Origin of the sequence: Aeromonas sp. Prich7-2 (genome assembly GCF_017939255.1) — a bacterium.
Taxonomy (GTDB): domain Bacteria; phylum Pseudomonadota; class Gammaproteobacteria; order Enterobacterales; family Aeromonadaceae; genus Aeromonas; species Aeromonas caviae.
Genome location: NZ_JAGKRI010000069.1, coordinates 1 through 15,276 on the forward strand (window position 1 = coordinate 1; position 15,276 = coordinate 15,276).

The 15,276-nt window shown below is 60.2% G+C and carries 16 protein-coding genes; 7 read left to right on the plus strand and 9 right to left on the minus strand.

The genetic code is table 11. The annotated features are described in order from the left end of the window. Positions 1-207 (minus strand): hypothetical protein (locus tag J9892_RS13235; RefSeq protein WP_210538461.1); only part of this gene is annotated, 207 nt, incomplete at its 3' end. Positions 208-388: 181 nt separating this feature from the next. Between J9892_RS13235 and J9892_RS13240 the strand changes: the two genes are divergently transcribed. Continuing rightward, a complete protein-coding gene (locus J9892_RS13240) occupies positions 389-1,021 on the plus strand; it encodes a LysE family translocator (RefSeq protein WP_134997709.1) in 633 nt (210 codons plus the stop codon). Between the two features lie 82 nt (positions 1,022-1,103). On the opposite strand, the gene fis is transcribed toward J9892_RS13240, so the two are convergent. Together fis and dusB are read right to left on the minus strand one after the other, a co-directional pair. Next, a complete protein-coding gene (fis, locus tag J9892_RS13245; protein ID WP_005309538.1) occupies positions 1,104-1,400 on the minus strand; it encodes a DNA-binding transcriptional regulator Fis in 297 nt (98 codons plus the stop codon). 25 nt (positions 1,401-1,425) lie between these two features. Beyond that, entirely contained in the window at positions 1,426-2,391 is a 966-nt protein-coding gene (gene dusB, locus J9892_RS13250; protein ID WP_010675552.1) for a tRNA dihydrouridine synthase DusB, read from the minus strand. A 290-nt stretch (positions 2,392-2,681) separates the two neighbouring features. Between dusB and J9892_RS13255 the strand changes: the two genes are divergently transcribed. The 4 genes from J9892_RS13255 to J9892_RS13270 all read left to right on the plus strand — a co-directional run bounded on the left by J9892_RS13255 (position 2,682) and on the right by J9892_RS13270 (position 7,492). Next, on the plus strand, positions 2,682-4,088 hold the full coding sequence (locus J9892_RS13255) for a TolC family protein (protein ID WP_210538462.1): 1,407 nt from the start codon (positions 2,682-2,684) through the stop codon (positions 4,086-4,088). Between the two features lie 73 nt (positions 4,089-4,161). Continuing rightward, entirely contained in the window at positions 4,162-5,166 is a 1,005-nt protein-coding gene (locus tag J9892_RS13260) for a biotin/lipoyl-binding protein (RefSeq protein ID WP_080767988.1), read from the plus strand. Then, positions 5,166-6,302 (plus strand): ABC transporter permease, encoded by a 1,137-nt coding sequence (locus J9892_RS13265; protein ID WP_210538463.1) that lies wholly within the window; start codon positions 5,166-5,168, stop codon positions 6,300-6,302. The genes J9892_RS13260 and J9892_RS13265 overlap by 1 nt, the downstream gene beginning before the upstream one ends. Further along, positions 6,299-7,492 carry an ABC transporter permease gene (locus tag J9892_RS13270; RefSeq protein ID WP_210538464.1) on the plus strand — a complete coding sequence of 398 codons (1,194 nt, stop codon included), beginning with the start codon at positions 6,299-6,301 and terminating at the stop codon, positions 7,490-7,492. The genes J9892_RS13265 and J9892_RS13270 overlap by 4 nt, the downstream gene beginning before the upstream one ends. 56 nt (positions 7,493-7,548) lie before the next feature. On the opposite strand, the gene J9892_RS13275 is transcribed toward J9892_RS13270, so the two are convergent. The 3 genes from J9892_RS13275 to J9892_RS13285 all read right to left on the minus strand — a co-directional run bounded on the left by J9892_RS13275 (position 7,549) and on the right by J9892_RS13285 (position 9,913). Then, complete coding sequence (locus J9892_RS13275) at positions 7,549-8,184, minus strand: SDR family oxidoreductase (RefSeq protein ID WP_111897035.1); 636 nt, start codon at positions 8,182-8,184, stop codon at positions 7,549-7,551. A 127-nt stretch (positions 8,185-8,311) separates the two neighbouring features. After that, positions 8,312-9,166, minus strand: coding sequence for a DnaA/Hda family protein (locus tag J9892_RS13280; protein ID WP_010675546.1), 855 nt, complete (start codon positions 9,164-9,166; stop codon positions 8,312-8,314). A gap of 72 nt (positions 9,167-9,238) precedes the next feature. Next, positions 9,239-9,913, minus strand: a complete 675-nt coding sequence (locus J9892_RS13285; RefSeq protein WP_161470299.1) for a DnaT-like ssDNA-binding domain-containing protein — start codon at positions 9,911-9,913, stop codon at positions 9,239-9,241. 275 nt (positions 9,914-10,188) lie between these two features. Between J9892_RS13285 and J9892_RS13290 the strand changes: the two genes are divergently transcribed. Further along, positions 10,189-11,160, plus strand: coding sequence for a response regulator (locus J9892_RS13290; RefSeq protein ID WP_029314797.1), 972 nt, complete (start codon positions 10,189-10,191; stop codon positions 11,158-11,160). A gap of 70 nt (positions 11,161-11,230) precedes the next feature. Here the strand turns inward: J9892_RS13290 and J9892_RS13295 are convergent, their stop codons facing one another. From J9892_RS13295 to J9892_RS13305, 3 genes are all read right to left on the minus strand, one after another. Further along, positions 11,231-12,628, minus strand: a complete 1,398-nt coding sequence (locus tag J9892_RS13295; protein WP_041212400.1) for a peptide MFS transporter — start codon at positions 12,626-12,628, stop codon at positions 11,231-11,233. 213 nt (positions 12,629-12,841) lie between these two features. Further along, positions 12,842-13,753: a UTP--glucose-1-phosphate uridylyltransferase GalU gene (gene galU, locus J9892_RS13300; protein ID WP_103243668.1), complete on the minus strand. Its 912-nt coding sequence runs from the start codon at positions 13,751-13,753 to the stop codon at positions 12,842-12,844. Positions 13,754-13,847: 94 nt separating this feature from the next. Further along, a complete protein-coding gene (locus J9892_RS13305; RefSeq protein WP_039041323.1) occupies positions 13,848-14,165 on the minus strand; it encodes a ComEA family DNA-binding protein in 318 nt (105 codons plus the stop codon). A gap of 164 nt (positions 14,166-14,329) precedes the next feature. Here J9892_RS13305 and cysQ point away from each other — a divergent pair, with 164 nt between their 5' ends. Further along, entirely contained in the window at positions 14,330-15,100 is a 771-nt protein-coding gene (gene cysQ, locus J9892_RS13310) for a 3'(2'),5'-bisphosphate nucleotidase CysQ (protein ID WP_201957237.1), read from the plus strand. Positions 15,101-15,276: the final 176 nt, after the last annotated feature.

Genomic DNA, 15,276 nt, shown 5'->3' on the forward strand with positions numbered 1-15,276 from the left:
ACCACCTGACCCCATGCCGAACTCAGAAGTGAAACGCTGTAGCGCCGATGGTAGTGTGGCATTCGCCATGCGAGAGTAGGACACTGCCAGGCACCCAATACAAGAAACCCCGCTCACTCGAGCGGGGTTTTTTATTGCCTGAAATTTATTTTTTAGATAATAAGTCTGGTTAATGCGCAAAACCCAGTCTATTACATCGATAAACATTGTTATTCAGCCAGTATCACTGTCTTTCAAACGGCTCAATCTCTCTTTCTCACCAGGTTGAGCGTCAAGTATCTCCGGCTCAAACGCTATTCCCTTCCTTGATAATCACTATTGCTGGAAACGGGAGTGACAAGTACCTCAGGATCCATAGACTGTTTCTTTCATGTACAAGGAGCTGTCTATGTTGGGGATCCACGATCTGGCGTTGTTTATCGTTTCTGGCCTGCTGTTGAACATGATGCCTGGGCCTGACTCCCTGCTCATCATGCTGCGCAGCGGCTCCCAGGGATGGCGTGCAGGGTCCATGGCGGCATTGGGTATCGGGACAGGTACCATGGTGCATGTGTTGGCGGCGGCGCTGGGACTGTCTGCCCTGTTGAGTGCCTCTGCCGAGCTGTTTGCCGTCATCAAGCTGATGGGGGCGCTCTATCTGGTCTATCTCGGCGTGTCCATGCTCTGGCAGAGGAGTGGCACTTCAACGTCTGTGGATGGGGCTGTGGCGCTGCCTGCGCTCTCTTATGGGCGCATCTTTCGGCAGGGGTTGCTCACCAATGTCCTCAATCCCAAGGTGGCGCTCTTCTTTCTCGCTTTTGTGCCCCAGTTCATCGATCCCGCTTCACCGCAAAAGGCGATGGCATTCATCGTGCTGGGCTGCATCTTCAATCTCAACGGCATGATCTGGTGCCATCTGCTGGCGTTTTCCACCGCGTTTGCAAGCCGCAAGGTGCGACTGCCCGCCCGGGTGGCCACCTGGCTGAATCGCGTGATGGGGGGGCTGTTCGTGGGGCTCGGTATCAAGCTGGCGGTGGAGTGAGCAGGTAAACACCGGGCATAGAAAAAGGCGTATCCCATCGCTGGGATACGCCTTCGTCTGCACTGCAGCAGAATGACCGGGATCAGTTCATGCCGTAACGCTTGAGTTTCTTGCGCAGGGTGCCGCGGTTGATGCCCATCATCACGGCGGCGCGAGTCTGGTTGCCACGGGTGTACTGCATGATCACGTCCAGCATGGGAGCTTCGACTTCGGAGAGAACCATATCGTACAGATCAATCACTTCCTGACCGTTCAACTGGGCCAGGTAGTTACGCAGGGCCTGTTGCACAGAGTCACGCAGGGGGCGTTGGGTCGGCTCGGCAGCGTGATTGTGAGTAGTTGTTACCAATGCATCAGAAGTCAGGGTTTGTTCGAACATATTCGGTCGGCTCTTTAGTTATGCGTTAACCTAATCCATCGAAATACGCTTCGAGTGCCTCGAGTTGTGCGTCTGCACAATCCAGGGCATTGAAGTGCTTACGGAATTCTCGGCCCGCCTCTTCTTCATCCAGATACCAGCCCACGTGTTTACGGGCAATGCGCGCTCCCAGATAGGCACCGTAAAACTGGTGCAGATTGGTGACATGCTCGTTCATCAGGGTGCGAACCTCTTCCCTGTCGGGAGGCGGCAGCTTGGTGCCCGTTTCAAGAAAATGGCGGATTTCCCGGAAAATCCAGGGTCGTCCTTGCGCAGCACGGCCGATCATCACGGCGTCGACACCGGTATAGTCGAGGACATACCGGGCTTTCTCCGGGCTATCGATGTCGCCATTGGCGACAACAGGAATCGATACGGCCTGCTTAATCGCCCTGATAGTGTCGTACTCCGCTTCGCCCTTGTAGAGGCAGGCACGGGTACGACCATGCACGGCAAGGGCCGCGATACCGCAATCTTCGGCGATTCGGGCGATCTCCTCGCCATTGCGGTTATCCGGATCCCATCCTGTGCGGATCTTCAAGGTGACAGGTACTTCCACCGCATCCACCACGGCCCGGCAGATGGATCTGACCAGGTCTGGCTGACGCAGCAGGGCGGAACCTGCCAGCTTCTTATTCACTTTTTTTGCCGGACATCCCATGTTGATGTCGACGATCTGAGCGCCCTGCTCCACGTTGTAGCGGGCAGCAAACGCCATCATCTCGGGGTCGGCACCGGCAATCTGGACCGATCGCAAGCCGCCTTCAGCAGAGTGATCCATTCTCATCCGGGTTTTCTGGGTATCCCAGACATCCGGGTTGGCCAGCAGCATCTCGGAAACGGCCATACCGGCTCCCAAACGTAAACAAAGTTCACGAAATGGTCGGTCTGTTACACCGGCCATGGGGGCCACGATCAGGGGAGTTTCAAGCGTGTGGGGACCTATCTGCATTCCACGGTTACCATCGGCTTAGGGCGGCGTATATTACGCATTTTTTAGTCAGGAGAAAAGGTTAGTATTTGAGCGTCAGCCATTTTTTTCTGAAAAAAACGTCGCGCCAAGGCTTGCAAATTCAGGAGTGCTTGAAAATCGGACATATTGTCTGTGACCATGGTCAGGAGGGCGCGAGTGAGGGGGATGGTGATTTGTGAGTCTCCCTCTCAAGCCGGTTTAGGCTATGATAGCGGGCCTGAATTGAGCAAAGACTCTACACAATTTCATTACAAACGGATCGGGGATGTATGACGGCAAAGTTCATCAAATCGCTCTGCCCATGCCTGCTGGGTGTCGTGCTGGGGTCGGCCCAGGCGCAGACGGTCAGCTTTACCGAGGCCTGGAGCCGGGTCATCCAGCAGGATGACGGCTTGGCGGCAGAGCAGGCCGGGGTGGAGAGGGCCCAGCAACTGCGGGAGGCGGCCAAGGCCATGTACCTGCCCAAGGTGGATGTGGGGGCCAGCTATACCCATCTCGATCAGCCGATGGAGCTGGACATGCTGGATCTCAACCCCATCGCCAATCATCCGGAATTTGGCAAGGTGCTGGGGCCCGTGATGCAGGCACTCAACCTCAGCCCGAGCGATTTCGTCACCCCCCTCACCAAGCAGAACGTGGTGACCAGCTCGGTCAAGATGTTATGGCCGCTCTTTACCGGCGGGCGCATCGATGCGGCCCAGGATATTCGTCAGGCCCAGGTGAGCGAGGCTGAGCAGTTGCTGGTGCTCAAACAGCAGTCCACCTTCGAGAGCCTCTCCCAGACCTACTTCGGGGTGGTGCTGGCGGCGCAGGTGGTGCAGACCAAGCAGGAGATCGAGCAGGGACTGGCACACCATCTGGATCATGCCAAGAAGCTCGAAGCCCAGGGGCAGATCGCCAAGGTGGAGCGCCTCTCGGCCCAGTCTGCCTATGACAGGGCACGCATCGATACCCAGAAGGCCAGGCGCAGCCTGGAGATCGCCCAGCTGGCGCTCGGCCACATGCTCAAGCTCAAGCAGGCTGAGCCCAATACCGCCCTCTTCATCAACGAAGGGATGCCAGCCTTGTCTCCCTTTGTGGAGGAGACCCTGTCGGTGCATCCCGGTCTCAAGCTGTTGACGGCCAAGAAGGAGCAGGCCCAGGGGATGATCAAGCTGGAGAAGGGCAAGTACACCCCCGAGCTCTTCCTGTTCGGCAACTACAACCTCTATGAAGATGATTCCATCGTCTCCAAGACCACACCGGACTGGCTGGTTGGTGTCGGGGTCAGCATGCCGCTGGTGAGTCGTGATGGCCGCTCCGAGACGGTCCAGGCAGCCAAGAGCGCCGAACTCCAGGTCAACCTGCTGCAAGCCAAGACCCGCCAGGATCTGGAGCTGCTGGTCGAGAAGACCTGGCGCGAGGCTGCCCAGGGACTGGAGGAGTATCACTCTCTCTCCTCGACCCAGGCGCTGGCCGAGGAGAACGTGCGGTTGCGTGACAAGGCATTCGGTCAGGGGCTCTCCACTTCCCTTGATGTGGTCGATGCCCAGACCCAGCTTGCCGGGGTCAAGACCCAGCGCGCCGCCGCCGCCTATCAATACGTGATCTCTCTGGCCCGCCTGTTGGCACTCTCCGGTCAGATGAACAGTTTCAACCAGTATCAGCATGGCCAGGCGATCGAGGTGAACTCATGATCGCGCGCTCTTCCACTCCGTTATTCATGTCCGTTTCGACCGTCAAGGGTCGCCCGTTTGCCGAGGTGAATTCATGAGTCATCCCCCCATCAAGAAGAAGATGAGCCAGGGCAAGCCCTGGCTGCTGCCACTGGCGCTGGTATTGCTTGTGCTCTGGCTTGGCTGGCGCTTCTGGCTGGCCTATCAGCCGGAGCCGGTGCGTCTGCAGGGGCAGATAGAGGCGCAGCAATATTCGGTTTCTTCCAAGGTGGCGGGCCGCATCGACGAGGTGCTGGTGAAGAAGGGGGATCAACTGGCCAGGGGCCAACTGGCGTTCACTCTGGCGAGCCCGGAGATCGAGGCCAAGCTGAGTCAGGCCAAGGCCGGGCAGGCCGCGGCGGGTGCCATGGCCGAAGAGGCCGAGAAGGGGGCGCGAGTGCAGCAGATCGCGGCCGCCAAGGATCAGTGGCAACAGGCCAAGGCGGCTGCCCTGCTTCATGGCAAAACCTACGAGCGCATTGCCAGCCTGCATCGGGATGGCGTGATGTCGCTGCAAAAGCGTGACGAGGCCTGGACGGCCTGGCAGGCGGCGAAGTACAGCGAGGGCATGGCCTGGCAGCAATACCAGATGGCGCTGGAAGGGGCGCGGGAAGAGACCAAGATAGCGGCCCGCGAGCAGGCCAAGATGGCGGCTGGCGGAGTGGCGGAAGTGGAAGCCTATCTGGCCGATACCCGCATCGCCAGCCCACATGAGGGGGAAGTTGCCCAGGTGCTGTTGCGTAGCGGCGAGCTGGCTCCCCAGGGCTTCCCCGTGGTGACCTTGCTCGACATGAAGGATGCCTGGGCCCAGTTCCATGTCCGTGAGGACCTCTTGCCAAGGTTCCCGGTCGGTACCGAGTTTGATGCCCGTATTCCCGGCCTGGGGGATCAGCTGGTGCGCTTCAAGGTGACCCATGTGGCCGTGATGGGGGATTTCGCCACCTGGCGTGCCACCGACACCCGCCAGGGGTTCGACATGAAAAGCTTCCAGGTGGAAGCGCGCCCCTTGCAGCCGGTTGACGGGCTGCGGGTCGGCATGAGCGTGCTGGTCGAGCTCTGATGGGACGCGAATGGCGGTTGCTCTGGCAGGACCCGTTCGGCCGGGCGCTGGCGAGCTGGGTCCCCTTGCTGCTGATAGGGATCCTGTGCTGGATCTTTTCAGCCGGCCTGGCGCAGGATCTCAAGGTCGGTCTGGTGGATCTGGATCGCAGCACCCTCTCCCGACAACTGGCGTTCTCTCTCGATGGCTCCGCCGGGCTCAAGATAGCGCAGCAGTTTGACGCCATCGACGAGGGGGCCAGGGCACTGCGTGGGGGAGACATCTATGCCCTGGTGGTGATCCCCCATCACCTGGAGCGGGATGCCCGCGAGGGGACGCAACCCAGGGTGACCGTGTTCAACAATGGCCAGTTCATCCTGATTGCCAAGCTGGTCAACTCCGCACTGGCCCAGGTGGTGGGAACTCTCAATGGCCAGGTAGGGGTGTTGGAGGCCATGGCCGACGGCAAGACGCTGCCCGGTGCCCTGGGACAATCCGTACCCATTGCGAGCCAGGTTACCGCGCTCTACAACATCAATTCCAGCTACGCCCAGTTTCTGCTGAGCGCCCTGCTGCCTGCGGTGTGGCAGATCCTGGTGGTGCTCTATGGCCTGAACGCCCTGGCCCGCACCGATCGCCTCGGGTTGGACTGGACCACCAGAGGGGTCTGGTTCGGCCTCTGGCGTACCCTGCTGCCCCATGTGCTCATCGGCTGGGGGTGGGGTCTGGCGTGGAGTCTGCTGCTGTTCAAGGGGCTTGGGTACCCCATGCAAGGCAGTTGGCTGGTGCTGACGGCGGGGTTGGGACTGGCGTCGGCCGCTTGCGTCACCATGGGGGCCTTCTTCTACGCCATCATCCGGGATCCGGCGCGGGCGCTCTCTCTGGCCGGCGCCTACACGGCGCCGGGATTTGCCTTCATGGGGGTCACCTTTCCGGTCACCGCCATGGGGGATGTGGCCCAGTTCTGGCGCAGCCTGCTGCCCATCTCCCACTATGTGGAGCTGCAGATCGGGCAAACCAACTACGGTCAACCGTTGACGGCGGCCCTGCCCCAGCTCGGGGCTCTGCTGCTGTTTCTGCTGCCCCTGTTGCTGGTGGTACACCGTTACCGGACGCCGTCGGGCGCGGCCCTGCCCCATGAGGAGTCCAGGCCATGATGGGATTCTGGGATCTGGTGCGCCTTGAGCTGCGCACCCTCTTGGCGGATCGCGCCATCATGCTGACCCTGTTTGGCGGCGTCTTCTTCTACTCCTTCCTCTACCCCCAGCCCTACCTGCACCAATTGCCCAGGGAAGAGCCCGTGGTGGTGGTCAACGAGGATGGCAGCCAGCTCTCCCGCCAGCTGGAGTTCATGGCCGATGCCACGGCGCAGGTGAAACTGGTGGCCCGTGCCGGTTCGCTCGACGAGGCCCGCCAGATGATGCTGACCGGCAAGGCGAGCGGCATCTTGCACATTCCCCGCCACTTCTATCGGGATCTGATGCTGGGCAGGAGCGTGACCCTGGGTTATGCCGGGGATGCCTCCTACTTCCTGGTCTATGGCACCATTGCCGAAGGGCTGGCCCAGGTGGGGGGCACGCTTGCCGCCCAGGTGAAGGTGGCCAGGCTGTTGAGCCAGGGTGAGGCGCTGCCCCAGGCCGCCATGGGCTGGAACGCGGTGGCCCTCAATGTGCTGCCGGTATTCAACCCCACCATGGGCTATGTGAACTACGTGGTGCCTGCGGTATTCGTGCTGATCCTGCATCAGGTGTTGCTGATGGGGACCGGTATCCTGGGGGCGACCCAGAACCAGCGCAGCCGCCGTGGCGAGTCAGGCTACTGGCAACATGCTCCCGTGCCGGCCTTGTTGCTGGCCCGCACCCTGGTGGTGGGGGCTCTTTTCGTCCTTCCGGTGACCTACTTCTTCGGCTTCTGCTTCGATCACTACGGTATTGCCCGCACCGCTGTACCCGGCGAACTCTGGCTCTTTACCCTGCCGTTCCTGTTGGCCACCACCTGGCTCGGGATCGTGCTCGGCGCCCTGTTCACCCGCCGTGATCTACCGACCCAGGTGGTGCTTGTCTCCTCTTTGCCGCTGGTCTTCCTGGCCGGTTTTATCTGGCCCCTTGAGCTCATCCCGGCCCCCCTCAACTGGCTGGCCCAGTGGGCACCGAGCACGCCGGCCATCGAGGGATTCCTGCGCCTCAATCAGATGGGGGCCGACTTTGCCCAGGTCTCCCGCTACTGGTGGCAGTTGTGGGGACTGGCGCTGCTGTATGGCGCTCTGGCGTGCTGGTTGCTCCGATGGCGTCAACCGTGCCCTGCAATGCGGCCGGATGATGGGACGACAGCGTCTTCCACCGACTAGGCCCCTTGCAACTACACGGTCAGCCATTGGGCTGACCGTGTTGCCATTCACAGGGATCATGGCTGATTCAGACCCGAATCGCCGATGGCATAGATCTGGCCGCACGCCTCCTGGTCGGTGAGCAGTTGCAAACCCCGTATAGCCACATCCTGGCGCCTGACCAGGCCATGCCTCTCCTGCCCCTGGCTCAGGATGGCCTGACCCGTGGGCTCCCCATCCTGCAACCCTGCGGGGCGTAAAATGGTCCACTCAAGGGTGCTTGTCTGCAGCCAGCTTTCCGCCAGGCTCTTGAGGCGTACCTCGTGTCCGAAGGCGGCGCGAGCCCGTTCGGGCAGGTATTGCCAGCTGTCGCCACAACCGAGGGAGGTGACCAGCAGCAGGCGGCTGAGCCCGGCGTGCTCCATCTCGTCGATCACATGGCGGTTGCCCTGATAATCCACCGGTGCACTCTGGCGAAAGCCGCCGAGGGTGGAGACTACCCGGGCATCCCTGTCCGCCAAGCGGCAAGCCTGGGCCACGGCCTGGGGGTCCAGGGCATCCCCGATGACGACCTCGACTCCCAGGGTATGCAGCTCGCTGGCCATGTCGGCATGGCGCACCAGGGCAACGACCCTGTGGCCCAGTTGCAGTGCGTGGTCGGTGAAGGCGCGGCCCAGTCCTCGACTGGCACCGAAGATGAGTGTGGTTGGCATGACAGGCCCTCTAGAACAAAAGAGCAAGCCTAGAGCCTGGATGGCTCTCTGTAAATGAGAGTGGTTTTTATTTGTGAGGTGCAGGGGATATGAAGGGCCGGACATCAGGGACGCCGGCCCGACGGGATCAACCGTTGTAATGGCCGATGCTGGGACGGCGGCTGGGTCCGCTCAGGTGGATGTCCACCGGATTGAACGCCTTGATCGCCTCATAGCTGAAATCACCGATGGCCTGATGCAGGCTCTGGGGGCTGTGGTTGGTGATGATGATGACGCTTTTGGACAGGTTGCGACGACGGCGCAGCAGGTGGCCGAGGAAGCTGGACTGACTCTCGGCCATCTTGGCACGGTTGGCCGCCACCTCGTCGATGATCAGCAGGTCCACCTCTTCCAGGGCGCGGCGGTACTGGTTGCGCTCCTCCTGATCCTGGATGACGTTGAAAAAGAGCCTGTCCACGATGGAGGCCCACTGCTGGAAGATCACCGACTTCTGGTGGCGCGCGATCAACTCGTGGGCCACGGCACCCGCCAGGGTGGATTTGCCGGTGCCGTAATCGCCGTAGATCAGCATGCAGCCCCCGCCGCTCTTCTCCCAGTGCTCGAAACCGCTGATGAAGTAGCGGGCTGTCTCGATGGGGTATTGCAGGGCCGGGTCACCGGAATCCATCTTGTCGAAGATCCAGTCCGGATTGAGGTCGGCCTGGGCGATCAGCTTCTGGATCCGCTCCTGGCGGGCGGCCTTCTGCAACTCGCGCACTTCGGCATTGGCCTTGGCGTCGTACTCCTTGCGCAGGGTCTCGTAGTCGTACTGGCTGCCGCCGGTTGCGGCCCGCAGTCGGAGAATACGTTGCTGCAGGCTGCTGACGTGACGCTTGAGCTCGGGATCATGAGCCCGTTGCTCCTGTCTCGCCTTGGCGATTTTCTGGCGTTTGGCCTCGATCTCTTCCAGTGCCTGGCGCATCGGGTCGTGCGGATCTGTCATGGAATTCTCCTTCTGCTAGGGCTGTGGCTGGATGGGCAGGGGGTCAATAGTGCACTTCGTGGCCGCCTGGTATCAATCATTCTCCGGCTCCTGAGCTTGTGCCAGCCGTTTGGCCTCATCGATCATCTCTTGCGCCCGGCGGCTCGGGCCAGCCTCTACCGGGGCTTGCGCGACCTGCTGGTACCCGGTGACCACGGTTGCCGGGCGGCGGGCGTAGCGCCGACTCTTGATGGCCCGAATAAATTTCAACATCCACTGGTGCTGGGAGTCGAACACCTCGGGGCGGCCGAGCCAGTAGGCGATGAACTCCCCGAGATCCTCTTCGCTGTAGCTGGCATCGATCACCCCGCACAGGCGTGCGAGAGCAGGCAGTTCTTCGTCCGGACGCCACTGCAGGTGCATCTGGAACGGGCGTGCCGGCAGGGGGCTGCGCACCCGCTGGCTCAGCAACGGCAACTGGAAAGGGCACTGGTGGTAGTGCTCACTGTCAGCCTGGGCCTCGACCTGAAGCAGTTCGGCCTCCATCAGCTCGTCGAGCAGCTCGGTCAGCTGGCGAGCGTTGACCTGATAGCTGAAACCACCGGGATTGCCCGGATCGACGACAGCCAGTGCCCGGCCAAGCTCGGGATAGTTGAGTCGGGCCAGCCGATTTTCCAGCACCAAGCGGCGCAGTTGCAGGGTATAGAGGCTGCGGGCCGGATGGGAGAGTCTGGGATGGGCGAGGGCGCTGTATTCGGCTGGCGTCATGGTCTGCTTCACGATCTGGAGTGGAGGGCATTATCCCTCATGGCGGTGCCTCATACAATTCATGGTGCCGACCTGCGAGAGAACGGCTGCCGGGCGACGGTTGCTGATCATCTCTGCGCAAGGGTGCAAGCAAAATAGTCGGACCATTTCAAACGCTTGGCAGATACCAAGGCCAGCCCGGCTCGCTGCTCGACAATATTGTGTGGCGGTATCCAGCGCCCATGATCTAGTCTTAATGCTCAAATAACCATTTGACTAATAAGAGCTTTGTCAAGATGTCAAAAGCCGGACTACGGATCTTGGTGGTAGAAGACGAAGCGGTTTTTCGCCACTCACTGGTATCTTATCTCGAGCACGACGGGGCCTGCGTCTTTCAGGCAGAAGACGGGATTGAGGGGCTCTCTGCCGCAGCGCTCTATCACCCCGATGTGGTGTTGTGTGATCTGAACATGCCGAACATGGATGGCCATGAGGTTATTGCCTGCCTCACCGCCCGCTATCCACAGGTGCCCGTCATCGTCATCTCCGGTCAGGATCAGATGGCTGCGATCGAGCGTGCGCTGCGGGCGGGGGCCAGGGACTTCTTCATCAAACCGGTGAATGACTATGAGCAGATCCGCCGCAGCATCGAGCAATGCCTGACAAACCTCGGGCATCAGAGCCAGCAACTGGAGCTGATGGAACACATCGACTTCTTCCGTGGCCACGATCTGGCGAGCAGCCGGCTGCTCGCCTGGTTGGCCCCCCCTGGCATGCAGGAGTGGGGGCCCTGGCAGGTCACCTTTGCCGGCATGGGCAATCTCTTCATCCCGGATACCTTCAAACTGGACGACAAGCTGCTGGTACTGGTGATGGAATTGCCCATCCTCGGTGTGGATGCGGCCTTCTGTGGTGCCTTGGTGCGATCCCTGATGAACGGCCCCTATCGCCAATACCAGCAACAAGAGAGCCTGCTGTTGACCCAGCCACACCGATTGCTGGATTACCTCAATCTACAACTGCTGGAGTCGGGCCTGCGTCACTCCTTTGCCATGGCGGCCCTGCTGTTCGATCAGGAGGATGGGCTGCTTTTTGCAAATGCCGGGCTCACCTCACCTCACTGGTTGATGCGTGCAGGGGGGTTGCCGCTCGGCTTGATGCGCAGCAGTCGCTACACGTTGCACAGGCGAAGCTGGCACGAGCCCTTTGATCTGCAGTTTCGCAGTGACAGCGGCAGCGCCCTGACGATGCAGGTTCGTCACCACTGACGCCGTGAAGTGAACACATGCAAACAGGGCGCCCATGGGCGCCCTGTTTGGTCTCTGCTGTCCTGACCGGTCAAACGGTCGCAGACTGCAGTTTCTGCTCTTGTTCTTCGGGCTCTTTGGCCGGGCCTTCGGCACCGTGCATCCAGTAGACCAGGCGGTTGGCCATGGTCAGCAGGATGAGGGCGCTGATCACGGCGGCCAGTGCGATGCCACCGAAGATGGCCATGGCGCCGGATTCGCCGACGAAGGAGCCGATGAAGCCGGCGGCATAGTTGGCCAGGGCCACGAAACCGAACCAGGCACCCATCATCAGGGAGGCCAGGCGCAGCGGAGCCAGCTTGGTCACCATGGAGAGACCGATGGGAGAGAGGCAGAGCTCGCCCAGGGTATGGAACAGGTAGGCACCGACCAGCCAGAACATGGAGGTCTTGACAGCCTGATCACCACCTTGCTCCAGCACGGCACCGATCATGAACAGGAAGCCGACGGCCAGGAACAGCAGGCCCATGGCGAATTTCACCGGGGAGTTCGGCTCTTTCTTGCCGAGCTTGATCCAGATGGCGGCCACGACAGGGGCCAGGGTGATGATGAAGAAGGGGTTCAGGGACTGGAACCAGGCGGTCGGCACTTCGAAGCTGCCGATCATGCGGTCGGTATACTCCTGGGCATACAGGTTCATCAGACCACCGGCCTGCTCGAAGCCGGCCCAGAAGATGATGGTGAACAGGCCCAGTACCAGGATCACCTTGATGCGATCCACTTCCTGTTTGGTCAGGGGCGCTTTTTGCTCCTTGGAGCGCTGCAGGGCGGCACGCTGGGCGGCGGGCACACGGCCGATGTCGCCAAGGAAACGCTGGGCCATGGTGGCCTGCACGACCAGGGAGAGCAGCATGCCGATACCGGCGCTGACGAAGGCGGCTTGCCAGCCATAGGCGGTGGCGGCGGCGCCGCAGATCACGCCGGCCAGCAGGGAGCCCAGGTTGATGCCCATGTAGAAGATGGTGAAGGCGCCGTCACGACGGTGATCCCCTTCTTTATACAGGTCGCCCACCATGGTGGAGATGTTCGGTTTGAACAGGCCGTTGCCCACGATCAGCAAGCCAAGGCCGGCATAGAAGACGGTGTTGACCATGTCAGGGAACATGGCGTGAGGCAGTGCCAGGGTAAACTGGCCGGCGGCCATCAGCACGGCACCGAACAGGATGGCACGGCGCTGGCCCAGGAAGGTATCAGCGAGCCAGCCGCCGATGATGGGGGTGATGTAGACCAGACCGGTATAGATGCCGTACAGCTTGAGGGCGTCGGCCTGGGTCCAGCCCATGCCACCGTTGGCGGTCAGGTCGGTCAGATAGAGGACGAGCACGGCACGCATGCCGTAATAGGAGAATCTCTCCCACAGTTCGGTACTAAAGAGCAAAAAAAGCCCTTTAGGGTGACCTAAAAAGGTCCCTTTGGACGGGTTATTCATTGGAACTTCCACCTGTGTCTTATATTTTTTTAGAAATTTTATGCAAGGGCTAGGAACAAGCCTTAATCCTTATAGAACAAGCGACTTTAAATTACAATATTATGATTTAGCGATATTTTATCTATCAATGGTTGAATATTTGTTTATAAAATGAAAAAGGGCATCGAATGATGCCCAGTTTTTTATACTGCTTATCTTGTAAATATTCAGAGATTACAGCTCTTTGGCAAACTGTTTCAGCCAGCTGGTGAAATCTTTGCTGAGTTCCCGATGGCGCACGGCGTATTCCACATTGGCCTTCATATAACCGAGCTTGCTGCCGCAATCGTGGCTGCGTCCCTTCATGAAGTAGGCATTGACCTGCTCCTTTTCCATCAGCATGGCGATGGCATCGGTCAGCTGGATCTCGTCGCCGGCACCGGCCGGGGTTTTTTCCAGCAAGGGCCAGATATTGGCCGAGAGCACATAGCGACCGACCACGGCCAGGTTGGACGGGGCTTCATCCCGGGGTGGCTTCTCGACGATGGCCTGCATCGGCAGGGACATGCCTTCGCTCAGGGCCTCCCCCTTGATGTCGGCGATGCCGTATTTGTCCACTTCGCTCTCGGGGACGGCTTCCACCATGATCTGGCTGATCTGCTCCTCTGCGAACAGATGCACCATCTCCGCCAGGTTGTCCTGCTTCAGATCGCTGGCCACCTCGTCGATGAGCACATCCGGCAGCAGCACGGCGAAGGGTTGATCCCCGATGAGGGGGCGGGCACACAGTACTGCATGGCCCAGGCCTTTTGCTTCCCCTTGACGCACGTGCATGATAGTCACGTCTTTGGGACAGATGTGCTGAACCTCTTCCAGCAGTTGGCGCTTGACCCGCTTCTCCAGGGTCGCCTCCAGCTCGAAGCTCTTGTCGAAGTGGTTCTCGATGGAGTTCTTGCTTGAATGGGTCACCAGGATGATCTCCTTGATGCCGGCGGCGATGGCTTCGCGCACCACATACTGGATCAGCGGCTTGTCGACCACGGGCAGCATCTCCTTGGGGATGGCCTTGGTGGCGGGCAGCATGCGGGTACCCAGGCCGGCAACGGGGAGAACGGCCTTGCGAACAACGAGCGGTGTCTTTTTCATGGAGTGAGTCCGAAGATACAAAGTGGGCTCATGATACCCGAAGAAAAATAGGGCAGCCACAGGCTGCCCTCGGGATGATAGGGATTCAAACCGGTTACTTGACGATAATCATGTCCCGGTTTGCTTCCAGCGTGGCCGATCCGATGCCACTGACGTCCGCCAGTTGATCGACGGAGGTGAACTTGCCCTGCTTCTCTCTGTGGTCGATGATGGCCTGTGCCTTCTTCTCGCCAATGCCCTTCAGGGCGGTGAGCTCGCCGGCACTGGCGGTATTGAGATTGATCTTGCCGCTCTCCTTGACTTGGGTGGTGGCCACAGGCTTGGTCGCCGCCTTGTCGGCGGCCAGCAGAGGTTGGCTCAACAGGGGGAGGCAGCCCAGCAGCAGTGCGGCGATCAGGGTTTTCTTGTTCATATCGTCATGTCCTTATGTGGCGTTAGTGCCACATTTATCATTAGCTGTGTTGCGCCACTTTTTGTCTGTCAGTTTTGACACTGTATAAGTCAGTGCAAACGGCTATAAGCCGAAGATACTCACTCGGTTACACTGACCAACCCTTTGAGCGAGAACTCTTTTCCATGTATCTACCCGCCATTTCCGAACTGGAGCCCATCGCCCGCGCCGCCGGTGAGGCCATCATGTCCATCTATAGACAGCCCTTTGCGGTGGAGTACAAGCAGGACGAGAGCCCGCTGACGGCGGCGGACAAGGGGGCCCACGAGGTGATCGTTCAGGCGCTGGCGAGTCTCACTCCCGATATCCCGGTGTTGTCGGAAGAGTCCTCCCCGGAGGTGATGGCTGCGCGACTCGGCTGGTCCCGCTACTGGCTGGTGGATCCTTTGGATGGCACCAAGGAGTTTGTCTCCCGCAACGGCGAGTTCACGGTGAATATCGCCCTGATTGAACAGGGGACCCCGCGCTGGGGGCTGGTCTATGCACCGGTACTGGACAAGCTCTGGTATGGGGGCAAGGGGATTGGCGCCTGGTGTGTGGCCGATGGCAGGCACGAGGCCATCCAGACCCGCCCTCATGACGCTGGGCAAGTGTGGCGCGTGGTGGGCAGTCGCAATCACCTGTCGCAGGAAACCCTCGAGTATCTGGCCCGTTTTGGCGAACTGGAGCGGGGCGAGATCGAGCTGGTTTCCATGGGCAGCTCTCTCAAGTTTTGCATCATTGCCGAGGGGGAGGCCGAGCTTTACCCGCGGCTCGCTCCGACCTGCGAGTGGGATACGGGGGCAGCTCAGGCGGTACTGGAAGGGGCGGGGGGCAGCGTCACCCAGCTCGATGGTTCGCCGCTTTGCTACAACAAGCCTGATATCCTCAATCCCTGGTTTGTGGCCAGGGCATGAGTCAGAAGATGCAAAAAGGCCGGACAGTGTCCGTAATGCCGATCAGTTAAGGATCCATTGACCGATCCTCAGGCTGTGTAAGAATCCGAAACTCCTTGTTGGGTTTCGGATTTTTTTATGCGTATCGACCAAGCTCTCGACTTCATTCACGCCTGTCCTCCCGGAAAGTTTGAGTC

Coding starts and splice junctions, on each gene's coding strand:
- J9892_RS13240 (WP_134997709.1), top strand. CDS start 389: ATGTTGGGGATCCACGATCTGGCGTTGTTTATCGTTTCTGGCCTGCTG.
- fis (WP_005309538.1), bottom strand. CDS start 1,400: ATGTTCGAACAAACCCTGACTTCTGATGCATTGGTAACAACTACTCAC.
- dusB (WP_010675552.1), bottom strand. CDS start 2,391: ATGCAGATAGGTCCCCACACGCTTGAAACTCCCCTGATCGTGGCCCCC.
- J9892_RS13255 (WP_210538462.1), top strand. CDS start 2,682: ATGACGGCAAAGTTCATCAAATCGCTCTGCCCATGCCTGCTGGGTGTC.
- J9892_RS13260 (WP_080767988.1), top strand. CDS start 4,162: ATGAGTCATCCCCCCATCAAGAAGAAGATGAGCCAGGGCAAGCCCTGG.
- J9892_RS13265 (WP_210538463.1), top strand. CDS start 5,166: ATGGGACGCGAATGGCGGTTGCTCTGGCAGGACCCGTTCGGCCGGGCG.
- J9892_RS13270 (WP_210538464.1), top strand. CDS start 6,299: ATGATGGGATTCTGGGATCTGGTGCGCCTTGAGCTGCGCACCCTCTTG.
- J9892_RS13275 (WP_111897035.1), bottom strand. CDS start 8,184: ATGCCAACCACACTCATCTTCGGTGCCAGTCGAGGACTGGGCCGCGCC.
- J9892_RS13280 (WP_010675546.1), bottom strand. CDS start 9,166: ATGACAGATCCGCACGACCCGATGCGCCAGGCACTGGAAGAGATCGAG.
- J9892_RS13285 (WP_161470299.1), bottom strand. CDS start 9,913: ATGACGCCAGCCGAATACAGCGCCCTCGCCCATCCCAGACTCTCCCAT.
- J9892_RS13290 (WP_029314797.1), top strand. CDS start 10,189: ATGTCAAAAGCCGGACTACGGATCTTGGTGGTAGAAGACGAAGCGGTT.
- J9892_RS13295 (WP_041212400.1), bottom strand. CDS start 12,628: ATGAATAACCCGTCCAAAGGGACCTTTTTAGGTCACCCTAAAGGGCTT.
- galU (WP_103243668.1), bottom strand. CDS start 13,753: ATGAAAAAGACACCGCTCGTTGTTCGCAAGGCCGTTCTCCCCGTTGCC.
- J9892_RS13305 (WP_039041323.1), bottom strand. CDS start 14,165: ATGAACAAGAAAACCCTGATCGCCGCACTGCTGCTGGGCTGCCTCCCC.
- cysQ (WP_201957237.1), top strand. CDS start 14,330: ATGTATCTACCCGCCATTTCCGAACTGGAGCCCATCGCCCGCGCCGCC.